A 12,819-nucleotide genomic window follows, 5' to 3' on the forward strand; every position below is an offset into this window, starting at 1 on the left:
GCTCCATGGACGAGGTGCTCATCGATACGGTTCGGCCGCACGACCGCGCGGACGTGGACCGCTGGCTGTGGGACGGCTATCGGCGCATCGACACGATGCCCGATTCGCCGCAACGCCGTCGCGCGCACATGACCCACGTGCTGGACTGCCAGCATCGCGTGCTCGCCTTGATGCCCAAGGACGACGCGGCCACGCCGACCGAAGAGCGCGCCCGTCAACTCGCGTTGATGTCCTACGGCACCGAGCGCTGGCTGGCGCTGCTCGCGCAGGTGCGGCTGCGTCATCGCGACCGCGTCGCGCGTCGCGAGTACGCGGCCGAGCACGCCGGCGATCCACCGTTCCGCGATGCCGACCACGGTGTCGTGCATGTCGCCGAGGTGCTCGATCGCGCGGACGCGTTCGCCGACGTCGAGCCCTACATCGATGCACGCATCGGTCGGCGCGCTCGTGCCGCGCATGCGCTGCGCTTGCTGGCGCCGCGTCGCATCGAGGCCGAGGACCTGCGGTCGCCGCAGGAGGCCGCGCTCATCGGCCAGCGCGGGCTTTTCGCGCGTCACGACATCGCGGCCGGCACCTGCCTCGGCGTCTATGGCGGCCAGCTGCTCGACGAGGTCGATCTGTTCCTGCTCGACGACGACCGCTATCTGATGTCGGCCTCCGACCCCGTCGGCCGTGTGGCCGTGAACGGCGAGAACCTGCTCTCGCTGATGAACACGCTGTTCCTCTTCGACGCCGAGGGTCGGCCCGACGGTCATCCGCCCGCCGGCTACAACGTGCGCGGCGAGTCCTTCCCCGTGCGCCTGCGCCATGGCTGGACCGCGCGCATCCACGCGTTCCGCGCGTCGGAAGACATTCCCGCGGGCCGTGAGTTGCGCTGGAACTACGACCTTGGAGGTAGTCGCTGACATGACCAAAGTTGCACCACGCGCGCGCACGCGGTCCCGCAGATGCCCCATGAACACGCGCATCGCGGCCGTTCTGCGGGGTAGCGCTCTGACATCCTGCTGACAGCTGTGCGGGATTCCGCACGTCTTTCGGGGCCTCGATCGTCATGCCGCCGAGGTGCGCACGACAGTCAACGCTGTCAAGGCCTGACCCCCTTCGGGAACGTCCCGAGTTCCCTGGACGTTGTCATGACGCACCCTTAAACTCGCGCCCACTTTCGTGATCCCTTCCTCGCCCGATGCGAGGACATCGGGGATGCGATGGCGTACGGCGTGCAGGGTCCTGCCGCCGGTGACAGCCATGAAGGGCAAGCTGAAGTGACGAGTCGTTTTCGCTTCGAAGGGTTCGTGCTTGACATGGCCTCGCGCGTCCTCCTGTCGGAGGGCGTGCCCGTGCCGCTCAGCGGCCGGCAGCTGGATCTGCTCGGCGTGCTGGTCGCGCATCGCGGCGAGGTGGTCTCCAAGAACGAACTGTTGAATCGGGTCTGGCCCGGACAGGCCGTGGAAGAGAACAACGCGGCCGTCCACGTGTCGGCGTTGCGCCGCGCGCTGGGCCGCGAAGCCATCGCCACGGTGGCCGGGCAGGGCTATCGATTCGCGTGGCCGTTGCGGCAGGACGAGGACACGTCCCACGAGTCGACCGACCGGCCGGTCGATCCCCCATCACCCATCGTCCGTCCGCGGGCCTTGCCATCGGCGCCGGTGGCGATGCATGGCCGTGGCGCCGATCTGCAGGCGCTGTTGAGCCGGCTGGTGCGGCATCGCCTGGTGACCGTGGTCGGGGCGCCCGGTGTCGGCAAGTCGACGCTCGCGCTGGCCTGCGCGCATGAACGCCGCCAGGCGGCCCGCGACGGCGCCGTGTGGGTGGATCTGCTGCACGGCGACGATCCTTCCGACCCATTGCCGATCGTGGCGGCGGCGCTCGGGCTGGACCCGGGCACCGATCTGCAGACGCTGCTGGCGCTGTTGCGGCCGATGTCGCTGCTGCTGGTGCTCGACAACGCCGAGATCGCCGGCGCGCGCGCGGCGACCTTCTGCCACGCGGTGCTCGAGAACACCGAGGACGTGGCGTTGATGGTGACCAGCCGCAAGGTGCTGCGCGTGCCGGGCGAGCGTGTGCTGCGCACGCCGCCGCTGTCGGTGCCGCCGCCCGGCGCGGGCGTGGACGAATCGCTGATGCACGGCAGCGTCGCCTTGTTCGTCGATCAGGTGCGGGCGCAGGGGCAGCCGTTCGCGCTCGGTGCGCACAACGTGGCCCAGGTGACGGCGCTGTGCCGTCGGCTGGACGGCATTCCGCTGGCGTTGCAGCTGGCGGCCGGCCGGCTCGCGATGTTCGGCATCGATCAACTCTGCGAGCGGCTCAGCGACCGGTACCGGCTGCTGACGCGCGGCACGCAGGCGGGGCCGCGCCGCCATCAGTCGCTGCGCGCCTGCATGGACGCCAGCCTCGCGCTGCTGGATGACGTCGAGCAGCTCGTGCTGCGGCGGCTGGAGCCGTTCGAGGGCGGCTTCACGCTGGAGATGGCGACGGCCGCGTTGTCGGACCGGCAGCTCGATGCGTGGACGGTGGCGGAGGCGCTCGAGGGACTCGTGGACCATTCGCTGGTCCAGGTCGACGCGGAGGATCGGCCGCGGTACCGGCTCTTCGACGGCATCCGCGCCTACGGGCTGCTGCTGCTGGAGGAGACCGGCGAGGTCGACATCGCGCGCCGCCAGCATGCGCGCGCGATGAGCCAGCTGTTCGACCGCGCGGAGCGGGCGCTGCAGATGATGCCGGACGCGCGCTGGATCGCGGAGTTCTCGCCCGAGCTCGGCAATGTGCGCGCCGCGCTCGACTGGTGTCTGGAACATGAGCCGGTGCGGGGGCTCGGTCTGCTGGCGCATTCGCGCTCGCTGTTCGAGTTGCTGTCGCTGGCGTCGGAGACGGCGTGGCGGCATGCCGCCTATGAGGCCGAGTTGCCGAACGAACTGCCGCCGGCGGTGTTGGCGCGTTATTGCATCGACCACGCGGGCCTGCTCGCGCCGCACGATCCGAAGCGCGCGGCGATCTGGTACCGGCGCGGCGTGACGGTGTCGCGCACGGCGGACGATCCCGCGCTGCGCTATCTGGCCTTGTGCCGGCAGGTCGTGGAGGACCAGGAACTGAGCCAGGCCGCGATGCGTTACGCGATGGGCGAACTCGTCGCGCTGGCCGGTCGCTGCGAGGGCGCGCATGCGGCGCGCCTGAAGCTGTGGGGACTGGCGGCGCGGGCGCATGTGTGGCGCGTCGAAGGTCAGGCGGCCGAGGCTGACGAGGCGATCTGCGCGTCGCTGCAACTGGCGCAGGAGATCGGCGCGTCGCGATGGGTGCTGGACGACTTGCAGCGGCTCATGAGCCTGCAGGTCGGGCATGGCGAGCCGTTGCGTTCCGCGGCGCTGGTGCGCCAGTGGGAAGACGGCGCCAGCCGCGCGAGCGGCATCAACACGGCCAACGGCGCGTTCCTGCAGCGTGTGCTGGGCTGCCTGGCGGCCGTGCTGCTGGCCGAAGGGCGCGTCGAGGAGGCGCGCCACGTGCTGACCGGCATCGTCTCGCCGAAGACGCCGCGCGGAGCGGTCCGCGAGGCCTATCGCGATGGTCGGATCGAGGGCGCGAACCTCGGTCCTGGCCACGATCCGGGCCAGGCGGAGCATGCCAGCGAGCTTCATGGCGACAGCCAGAGCGAGGCGTTCGACCGTCTGCTGCCGGTCTTCGCCTGGCTGGCGTTCGAGGAAGGGCGCGATCAGGACGCGGCGCGACTGACGGGGTATGCGGGCCAGGCCTATTCGCCGATCCGCGCGGATCCCTTGCCGCCGTGGGGCCGCCTGATTCAACGGATGCGGACGCGGCTGGACGGCTTCTCGATGGCGCGGCTGCAGGAGGAGGGCAATCGCTGGGACGAACCGCGCGCGATGCTCGCCGCGCTGGCGCGGACGGCGGGCGTCGCGACTTCCTGCGGTGACTGAGGCGCCCGAGGCGATCGAAGCGATCGAGGCAACTAGAGCGACCGAAGCGACTCAAGCGACTTCAGCGACCGAAGAGACGAAGAACGAAGCTCAGGCGACTGAAGCGCGGGCGCTCAGGCACTGAGGGCGAAGCGGCTCGCGTCCGCGCGAAGTGGTCGCGCGGGGACCATGCCCGCACCGGCCCGGGCGTCACGGTTGGGTCATGCGGGCTGTCGAGAGTGGCAGCTGCTCATTGCAGGACCGCTCCCATGACGATCACCACGCCGCCCGCCGGCTTGCCCGCATCGACGATCCATACCGGCGACATCCCGCTCGACCGCCTCGATCGCGCGCCGACCCCCACGACGCCGGCATCGCCCGGATCGCCGGCGTCGCCCAGAGGCGGGGCCCAACCGCCCCGTCGGATGTCGTCCGAGCTCGGCGGTCTGAACGCACGGCGCAACTCCGACGCCGGCCCGTCCCGCAGTGGGGACGCTTCGCTCGCGCCGCGCCTGTCGCTGGAGCAAGTGCGCCGTCCAGTCCGACCGCTCGGCGACCCCACACCACCGTCGCCGGTGGCGCTGACGCGCGCGTCGTCCGCAACGTCCACGACATCCTCCGCATCGGGCACCTTGCGGACGGGCGGTGTCGGTCTTGACGCCCAGCATCCCGAGCACGAAGTGCCTGTGCATGAGGCGCCCGTGCACGAAGCGCCTGTGCACGAAGCGCCCGTGCACGAAGCGCCTGTGCATGAAGCGCCTGTGCACGAAGCGCCTGTGCATGAAGCGCCTGTGCACGAAGTGCCGGAGCCCCCCCACGCGCCTGCGCATGCGGCACCTGATGGCCACGCGCCGCGAGAGGCCGGCGCGCTGTCGTTCTTCCTGATGCAGAACGTGCGTCACGCGCTGCCGGTGGCGGGCGTGCGCACGGTGGTGCAGGGCGTCATCGCACCCGAACTCGCGCGGGCGGTGGTGTCCCATCCGACTGCCGCGGTGGCGGCGCAGACCGCCCTGACGGCCTACTCGCTGGGTCGCCGCATCGTGTCGCAGATCCACAGCGAAAGCAGCGCGCAGGTCGCCGACCAGGCCTTCGCCGGGGACTCGACGCAGCGCAACGGCAGCGTGCCGCGTCGCATCTGGCAGGGGATCCAGTCCGCCGGGATCGCCGGCGGCGACTTCGCCGCGCTGGCGCTGACGATCGCCTCGCGCAGCAATCCCGCGCTGGCGGGCGCGGCGCAGGCGGCGGCCGCCATCCAGGTCATCGCGCATCTGCAGGCGCAATGCCGCGAGGCGCTGCGTCCCGCGATCAACACGGTGCATGTCGGCAACGGCGACCCCAACGTCACGCAGCCGCCCGAGGGGCGGAACCTGCGTCCCGCCGATGTCACCTGGACGATGCGCGGCACCTTCGGCGCCGCCGCGGCGGTCATCGACATGGGCACGCAGCTGCTGATGCAGCGCACGCTCGGCGGCCAGCCCGCGTGGCAGGCCGCGCGCGGCCTGGCCGTCGGCGCGGGCGCCATCGCGGGCGTGGGCAACATGCTGACCTCGTCGGTCGAGGACCATCTGGTCGATACCGCGTCCGCGCTTCGCATGCGTGAGACGACCCGGCACGGCCGGGGTAGCGAGACGCACGTGCGTCACATCCACATCGATCTACGCAATCCGTTCACTCGCAACGAACTCGGTCGGCAAGCCGAACGCGCCGACACGCGCATCTTCAACACGATGGTGCCGGGACTGATCGCGCTGGGCGTGGTGCAGGCCTTGCAGTCGACGCTGAGCCAGCCCGGCGTCAGCGCCAACGAGCGTCAGGCCGCGCAGGCCGGGGTGCATGCGGCGGTCGCGGGGCTGGTGGGCGGCACGCTGCTCGCGCTGACCGTCGCGTCGTATCAGCTCAACGACACGGTACGCAGCCGCAATGCCGCGCAGCGGGCCGCAGCGCAGCGCGCGCAACCCTGATCGCTTGCCCGCTGGATCCTTCTTACTCCCTCTCCCGCTTGCGGGAGCGGGCAGGGGTGAGGGCCAGCGGCCGCGGCAGGACCGCGGTCGGTCTTCCTCTCACACGTCGAGTCGGTACCCGACGCCGTACACCGTCTGGATGCGCGGCACCGGCGTGCCGTCCAGCGTGCGCGACCGCGACCGCGGGCCGCCGGGATTCAGCTTGAGCCGCAGCTTGTAGACGTGCTGCTCCAGCGTGCGCTTGCCGATGTCGCTGGAGCGGCCCCAGATCTCGGTCGACAGCGTGTGCGTGCTGACCACGCGGCCGAGGTTCTCGAACAGCGTCCAGGCCAGCGCGAACTCGCGTGCCGTCAGGCTCACCTCGCGCGCGCCGGTGGACAGGCTCTGCGTCGACGCATGCAGTGCATACGGCCCGGCGCGCAGCGAGCTCGCGCGCACGCCGTCCGTGCGCGTCTGGATGCGGGCGCGCAGCCGATGGATCAGCGGACCCGCGCCGTCGGAAATGACGGCGTAGTCATCCGCGCCGCGCTGCAGCGCGCGCGAGATGCCCACCGAATCGCCCAGCCCGAGCACGACGATGGGCACGCTGCGTCCGGCGTGCAGGCGCAACGCGGCCAGCCAGCTGTCGATGTGGGCGTCGTGGTCTTCCAGCAGCACCGCGTCGGCGCCGGGCGTTCGCAGCGCCGAGATCAACGGGCTCAGGTGCGTGTGGGGGGTGGGGTCGTAGCCGGCCTCGCGCAGCGCAGCGGCGGCGAAGTGTTCCAGCGAGCGGGAAGGGCAGAGGGTGGCGACTTTCACGTGGACCTTGAAAACCGGATGACCACCGCACTGTCGCCAACGCCAGCGCTTCATGTCCTTTACGGAACATTCATTTTCATTTATGCCCCCTCGTTCAGGGGGTGAAAGCGGTTTCAGGCACGCCAACCAACGTGGTGATCCGGCGCACGTAATCCTCGGTCTCGGGGAAGGGCGGCACGCGCTGGCCGAAGCGTTCGACCGCGCCTTCTCCGGCGTTGTAGGCCGCCAGGATCAGGTCGACGCGACCGTCGTAGCGGTCGTGCAGCGCGCGCAGATGACGCACGCCGATGTCCACGTTCACGCGCGGATCGAGCAGGTCGGCGCGGGAGTACACGCCATACCTCGCGGCGGTCGCCGGCATCAGCTGCATCAGCCCCATCGCGCCCTTGGGTGAGCGGGCATCGGCGCGATAACGCGACTCGACGAAGATCAACGCCGACACCAGCGCGGGGTTGAGGCGATGACGATCGCTGGCGGCGCGGACCAGCGATGCCATCTCCGCGGGCATCGGCCGTGCGGCGTCGCGCAGGAAGGACGCCATGTCCGTCGACGCGCCGCCAGACCCCGGGAGTCCTTGGGGCCCTTGAATCAGCCGGGCGGAAAAGCCGACCCATGGCGGACTGTCGTCCGAGGCGCCAGGGCGCAGCGGTGCCACGGCGACGCGCACGAGCGTGCAGTCGTCGGCGAGGCCGGGATGGCGTTCGCGCGGATCCTCGATGAACAGGCGCGTGCTGCCGTCGATGAGCGTGCAGCGGAAGCGGGTCACCTGCTCGACGGGTCGATCGTTCGCGGCGCTGAAGCTGGCGGCGCTGGCCACGCTGGTCGCGCCGATGCCTTGCGCCATCGTGTCCGCCGCGTGCATGACGACGGTCATCACGACGACGTGGCGGAAGAAGAAGACGAACGAACGGTCGTTCATGCGGCGCTCCAGCGATGACCTGCGAAGGCCGCGACGCTAAGTGTTGCATCGGTGGACGCCGCCGTGCGATGCGAAGCGTGCGACGGCGGGACGAACCCCCTCTTCCGAGGTAGTGCCAGGTCTTGTCCGAAGCCCTCGTCCGATCCACCGAAGTCCTCGTTCAGCCCCTCGCAATCCTCGGTCGCAAATCCGTTGCAGTAAGACGTCGGGTGGGGACGGCAGGTCGCGGGGTTTTGGCGCTTGCCGCCAAGGCCCCGCGACCTGGCGGCCAACGCCACTGCCTTTGCAGTCGGCATGAGCCGACGCACCTTCGCATGACGCTCATCGCCTTCGCATGGTCCCGTTACTGCCGGCCGCCTGGTCCCTATGTTCCGTCCCATCGCATCAACGGAGTCCGCCATGACCACACCGATCGCCGCCAACGTTCCGACCACGCCGGCTGCTGCCGCGGCGCCGACGGAGACGGCGCAGCTCGAATCGCTGATGGCGCAGCGAATGATGATGGGCATGCAGCAGGGTCAGCAGGCGATGAGCAAGTCCATGACCAAGGTGTCGGACCAGATCAAGGCGTCCATGCAGGACGACGAGTAAGCCGACGAGTCAGCGTCCCGCACTGTGAACCTCATGCCCCGACGTCTTCGTTCCTCCAGCCGCTCGATGCGGATCGGCCGCCTGCCGGTGGCGCTGATGCTCTGCGCCGCGGCGCCGCTCAGTTGGTCTGCGCGTGTCGGCGAGTCGGCGCAGCCGACATCGTCATCGACATCGACGCCAACGTCGGGCGCCGGCGCCGCTGCCGGATCGGGCGCCAGTCCGATCGCGGTGCCGCTGGCCGCGCCGCCCGCGAAGACCTTGACGCAGGCGCAGACGACCGCGCCCGCAACGTCGACAACGACAACGACGACGGCACCGACCGGCGCGCCGACCGCGAAGTCCGTCCGGTCGGATCGCGTGGCCACGAAGAACGTCTCGCGCCAATGGCGCAGCCCGCGGTTCATCTACAAGGCCGAAGGCAAGCGCGTGAACGAGGTGCTGCTCGACTTCGCCGCGAGCCAGGGCCTGCCGGCCGTGCTCGCCGACGGCATCGACGGCATGGTGCAGGCCAACTTCGACACCACGCCGGACAAGTTCCTTGATTCGATGAACCGGGCCTACGGCGTCATCTGGTACCACGACGGCACCGCGCTGTACTTCTACCCGGCGGGCGCCGTGCAGAGCCGGCTCTTCCGGCTCAAGGGCTTCCGCCGCGAGCAGGTCAGCGACCTGCTGGATTCGCTGCAGCTCGGCGACGCGCGTTTCCCGCTGCGCTTCAACGCGGCCGAAAGCACGCTGCTGGTCTACGGCCCGCCGCGTCACGTCGAGCTGATCGCCGCGGCGATCGAGTCGCTCGACGTCGGTGCGATGGAGCGCAACCGCAAGGCGGTGCGCGTGGTGCCGCTGCGCTTCGCCTCCGCCGGTGATCGCACCTTCGGCCAGACGCGCATCCGCGGCGTGGCCTCCGTGCTCACCTCGCTCTACAGCGGCACCACCAGCGGCGCGCAGGGCGACGAGGACACGCCGACGTCGGCGGGCGAGATCCACCCGGGCAAGCTGACCGCGCTGCAGGGCGTGATGGGACGCGACACGCGGCTGGCCGACATCATGGCCCGCAAGCCCAACCAGGTCACCGCGGGACAGTCGGCCAAGTCCGGCGCCGGCGCGGCCTCGCAAGGCAGCACCCGAGGATTGCAGAGTCCCGTCGACGACGACACGCCGCCGATCTTCCAGGCCGACGAAGGCACCAACACCGTCATCATCCACGGCCGGCCGCAGCGCATGGACGAGTATGTCGAGCTGATCCGCCGCCTGGACGTGCAGCCGGTGCTGGTCGAGCTCGAGGCCACCATCATCGACGTCAGCAGCGACAGCATCGACTCGCTGGGCATCGACTGGAGCGTGCGCGGCAGCAAGGGCAGCTTCGGCGTCACCCAGCCGCCGGGCAGCAACAGCGCTGGTACCTTCACGCTGAGCACGCTGTGGTCCAACGCCGGCCGCGAGCTGATGGCGCGCATCGACGCCCTCAGCGCCCGCGGCAAGGCCCGCGTCATCGCCAAGCCCAAGGTGCTCGGCGTGGCCAACCGGCCCGCCGTCATGCGCGAGAAGCGCGTCGTCACCGTCAAGGTCGCCGGCAACCTCGAGGCCAACCTCTTCCAGGTCGAGGCCGGCACGCTGCTGCAGGTCACGCCACAGATCACCTCCGTGCCCGACAACGGCGGCGTGTCGCGCCGCATCAAGCTGTCGCTCTACATCGAGGACGGCAGCTTCGAGGACCAGCGCGTGGACAGCGTCCCCATCGTCAAGCGCACCGAGATCATGACCGAGGCCCATGTGGGCGAGGGCGAGAGCCTGCTCATCGGCGGCATCACCACGACCAGCCAGGCCTCGCAGCGCGACGAGGTGCCGGTGCTCGGCCGCGTGCCGCTGCTCGGCGGCCTGTTCCGCCACACCAGCGAGAGCGCGGGACAGACCGAGCGCCTGTTCCTGATCTCGCCGCGGATCATCCGCGAGCCGACCTTCCCGTCGGGCCCCTACGGCGCCGCGACCGCCGGCGCGGTGGCGATGACGGCGGACGGTCGTGTGCCGCAACCCCCGTCGTCATCGGGTCTGTCGCAGCCCACGGCGAGCCCGTCATCGAACTTGCCAGCGTCGAATCCGGCGCAGAACCAGACGACTCGTGCGCCGTCCTCGACGCCTGAATCCTTCCTGCAGGGCGGCGGCGGCTGAGCCCGCGACGCCGTCGACAGGCCACCACGAAGCGACAAAGAAGTTCGGGATTCGCAAACCATGAAGCAGCTTCGCATCCTCACAGGCTTGCATGCCGGGGTCCAGCTACGGTTGACCCGTCGGCAGTACCGCATCGCCAGCGATGAGGACGCCGACCTCCAGATCAGCGACTGGGCCCATGCCCCGCTGATCCTGACGTTCGAGGAAGAAGGCTCCGACGTGTCTCCCGCGCTCCACCTCATCGCCGACGACGGAACGCCCGCGAATCCGCAGGGCCTGCTGGAGGACTTCCTGCCGCGGCGCTTCGGCGACATCGTGCTGTGCGTCGGTCCCGACGCGGCCCCCGATGCCGCGGCGTGGCCCAGCGACATGGCGCTGATGGACGCGCTGATGCGGCCCGTCGCGAAGATCAAGGCGACCGCCGCCGCCGTGGCCGCCGAAGCGGCGCCCCGTGCGAAGTCGGCGCTCGGCCTGAAGCTGAGCGCGCTGGTCGCCGCCGCGGCGCTGATCGCGGCGCTCGCGTCGGTGCTCAGCACGCAGACCGCCGCCTCGACCGCGCCGCCCATCAGTCCGATGGAACAGGCGACGCAGGCGCTCCGTCAGGCCGGCGTCGAAGGACTCACCGTGCGCCGCGTCGATCGCCGGCTGGTCGTCGAGGGCCTGCTGCCCGGCAGCGCCGAGATGGCCCGCGCCCGCGCCGCGCTGCAGCCCTTCGGCGAGGGTCAGCTCCTGCACCGCTATGCCTCCGCCAGCGACATCGTCCGCCAGATCGGCGACGCGCTGAACCGGCCCGGCGTGCGCATCGTCCACCGCGGCCAGGGCGTCTTCGCCGTCGAAGGCCAGGCGGCCGATCCCGCGGAGCTGCAGGACGAGGTCCGCCGCATCGCCGGGGACATCGGCCCGCTGGTGCGTCGCATCGACATCGCCGTCGAGCAGACGCTGCCCACGGCGCGCGTGCGCGTCGGTTCCATGCTGGCCGGCGACGACGGCCTGCAGTACGTGCAGACGGCCGACGGCACGAAGCACCTTTCGCTCCGGACCCCCGTGGACGACGGCGCCGCCGTCGCCGGGGATCCGTCTTCCTCATCCCCCACCGGAGAACCGTGATGGACAACCCCTTGGAACAGACCGTGTTCGCGGATCTCGCGCACATCGAGAAGACCCTGACCGACGACCTCAGCGGTGAGCGCACCCGCGCGATGCTGAGCTACTTCGACCAGGTCGCGCAGAGCACCGAGGCCCACCTGCAGACGCCGCTGGCCGATGCCGAGCGCCAGCTGAGCTCGCAGCTGATCGAAGGCTTCCGCGCCTCGCAGCGCATCGTGCGGCACGTGTGGGAAACCATCCACACCGCCTCGCTGCCCGCCTGAGTGCACAAGGAGCGCCCCATGTCCGCGTTGCCCATTGATGCCTCGACCCTGGACGCCTCCGGTGCCGCCGGCGCGTCCGCCAGCTACCCGCTGGTCTACCGCAACCTCATGGCGGTGGGGCTGCTGGGCGCCGTGTACCGCGCCCGCGACGACGCCGCCCTGGTGAGCGCGGCGGTGGAACTGACGATGGCCGATCCGTCGCCGTTCCGCATCTGCCGCGCCATCGCGCACAGCATCGGCGGCGACGCCGAGTACGCGTCGGCCACGCTGGTGCAGCACGTCGAGGACCACCCGCAGGACGAGGGCGCCAAGGTCGCGCTGGCCACGGCCTTCCTGCTGGCGCGCGACGCCCGCTGGAAGGGCGTGCTCGACGAGGTGCTGGCCACCAGCGCCGACCCCAACGTTCGGCAGGCCGCCAACGGCGTGCTGGAGTACGCCGCCACCTTGCAGTGACGTCCCCCACGGGACGTCGATCGATTCATGTCGACCGGCCCGCGCGGCGGGGCGGTCGATCCCAGGATCCGATGGGGCGAAGGGTTCGTCCCACGGGCAAGCAGTGCCTCGTGCACTTTCATTCCGGAAGTTGTCTTCCGTATCACCAGGAGAGAAACATGGCAGGTCAAGTCAATTCCCAAGGCGCTGGCGCTTCCGCCGACATGCAACAGATGATGGGCGAAATGCGCGCCCAGAACGCCGAGCAGATGCGCAACAACCTGGAAATGGGCCGCATGAGCCAGCAGGCTTCCATGTCGGAAGCGCTGGGCAAGAAGTTCAAGGCTTCCGGCGACAGCGTCAAAGGCCTGGTCTGACGCCGCGGCGGCCGCGCCGGTCCCGTCCGGGCCCGGCGCGGTCGCTCCGTGCCCCGCAAGGAGAACCCCATGTCCGCAACCCTCCCGGGGGCGCCGATGGCTCAGGCCCAGTCGGCCGAAGCCTCCGCGTCGTCGCAGATGTTCATGGCCGAGCTGAAGGCCCAGAGCAAGCAGACCATCGCCAACAACCTGGAGATGGGCCGCATGAGCCAGATGGCGTCCATGTCGGAGGCGCTGGGCAAGAAGTTCAAGGCCGGCGGCGACAGCGTCAAGGGACTGGTGTGACCCGCGCTGCGC

General features: G+C 70.3%; 12 protein-coding genes. 9 read left to right on the plus strand and 3 right to left on the minus strand.

Translation table 11 applies throughout. From position 1 onward, the window contains the following. Positions 1-5: 5 nt before the first annotated feature. Both AC1VNM_RS06930 and AC1VNM_RS06935 read left to right on the plus strand, forming a co-directional pair. The gene (locus tag AC1VNM_RS06930; protein WP_483106339.1) at positions 6-905 is read left to right on the plus strand and encodes an SET domain-containing protein; all 900 of its coding nucleotides are present in this window, start codon (positions 6-8) and stop codon (positions 903-905) included. Positions 906-1,301: 396 nt separating this feature from the next. Beyond that, positions 1,302-3,926: an ATP-binding protein gene (locus AC1VNM_RS06935; protein WP_483106340.1), complete on the plus strand. Its 2,625-nt coding sequence runs from the start codon at positions 1,302-1,304 to the stop codon at positions 3,924-3,926. A 229-nt stretch (positions 3,927-4,155) separates the two neighbouring features. Here the strand turns inward: AC1VNM_RS06935 and AC1VNM_RS06940 are convergent, their stop codons facing one another. From AC1VNM_RS06940 to AC1VNM_RS06950, 3 genes are all read right to left on the minus strand, one after another. Next, entirely contained in the window at positions 4,156-4,791 is a 636-nt protein-coding gene (locus AC1VNM_RS06940) for a pentapeptide repeat-containing protein (protein ID WP_483109253.1), read from the minus strand. A 1,174-nt stretch (positions 4,792-5,965) separates the two neighbouring features. Then, a complete protein-coding gene (locus AC1VNM_RS06945; RefSeq protein WP_377155155.1) occupies positions 5,966-6,664 on the minus strand; it encodes a winged helix-turn-helix domain-containing protein in 699 nt (232 codons plus the stop codon). A 94-nt stretch (positions 6,665-6,758) separates the two neighbouring features. Further along, positions 6,759-7,583 carry a lytic transglycosylase domain-containing protein gene (locus AC1VNM_RS06950; RefSeq protein ID WP_483106341.1) on the minus strand — a complete coding sequence of 275 codons (825 nt, stop codon included), beginning with the start codon at positions 7,581-7,583 and terminating at the stop codon, positions 6,759-6,761. Positions 7,584-7,982: 399 nt separating this feature from the next. Between AC1VNM_RS06950 and AC1VNM_RS06955 the strand changes: the two genes are divergently transcribed. From AC1VNM_RS06955 to AC1VNM_RS06985, 7 genes are all read left to right on the plus strand, one after another. Beyond that, on the plus strand, positions 7,983-8,174 hold the full coding sequence (locus AC1VNM_RS06955; protein WP_483106342.1) for a hypothetical protein: 192 nt from the start codon (positions 7,983-7,985) through the stop codon (positions 8,172-8,174). 33 nt (positions 8,175-8,207) lie between these two features. After that, positions 8,208-10,343, plus strand: a complete 2,136-nt coding sequence (gene sctC, locus AC1VNM_RS06960) for a type III secretion system outer membrane ring subunit SctC (RefSeq protein ID WP_483106343.1) — start codon at positions 8,208-8,210, stop codon at positions 10,341-10,343. A gap of 60 nt (positions 10,344-10,403) precedes the next feature. Then, positions 10,404-11,450: a hypothetical protein gene (locus AC1VNM_RS06965; protein ID WP_483106344.1), complete on the plus strand. Its 1,047-nt coding sequence runs from the start codon at positions 10,404-10,406 to the stop codon at positions 11,448-11,450. Beyond that, positions 11,450-11,713: a hypothetical protein gene (locus AC1VNM_RS06970; RefSeq protein WP_297524110.1), complete on the plus strand. Its 264-nt coding sequence runs from the start codon at positions 11,450-11,452 to the stop codon at positions 11,711-11,713. Before AC1VNM_RS06965 ends, AC1VNM_RS06970 begins: the two co-directional genes overlap by 1 nt. Positions 11,714-11,731: 18 nt before the next feature. After that, positions 11,732-12,166 (plus strand): hypothetical protein, encoded by a 435-nt coding sequence (locus AC1VNM_RS06975; protein ID WP_377155148.1) that lies wholly within the window; start codon positions 11,732-11,734, stop codon positions 12,164-12,166. A 158-nt stretch (positions 12,167-12,324) separates the two neighbouring features. Further along, complete coding sequence (locus AC1VNM_RS06980; protein ID WP_377155147.1) at positions 12,325-12,522, plus strand: hypothetical protein; 198 nt, start codon at positions 12,325-12,327, stop codon at positions 12,520-12,522. Positions 12,523-12,591: 69 nt separating this feature from the next. Continuing rightward, on the plus strand, positions 12,592-12,807 hold the full coding sequence (locus AC1VNM_RS06985) for a hypothetical protein (protein ID WP_431103511.1): 216 nt from the start codon (positions 12,592-12,594) through the stop codon (positions 12,805-12,807). Positions 12,808-12,819 lie beyond the last annotated feature (12 nt).

The organism is Mitsuaria sp. MSU3D, from assembly GCF_056867975.1.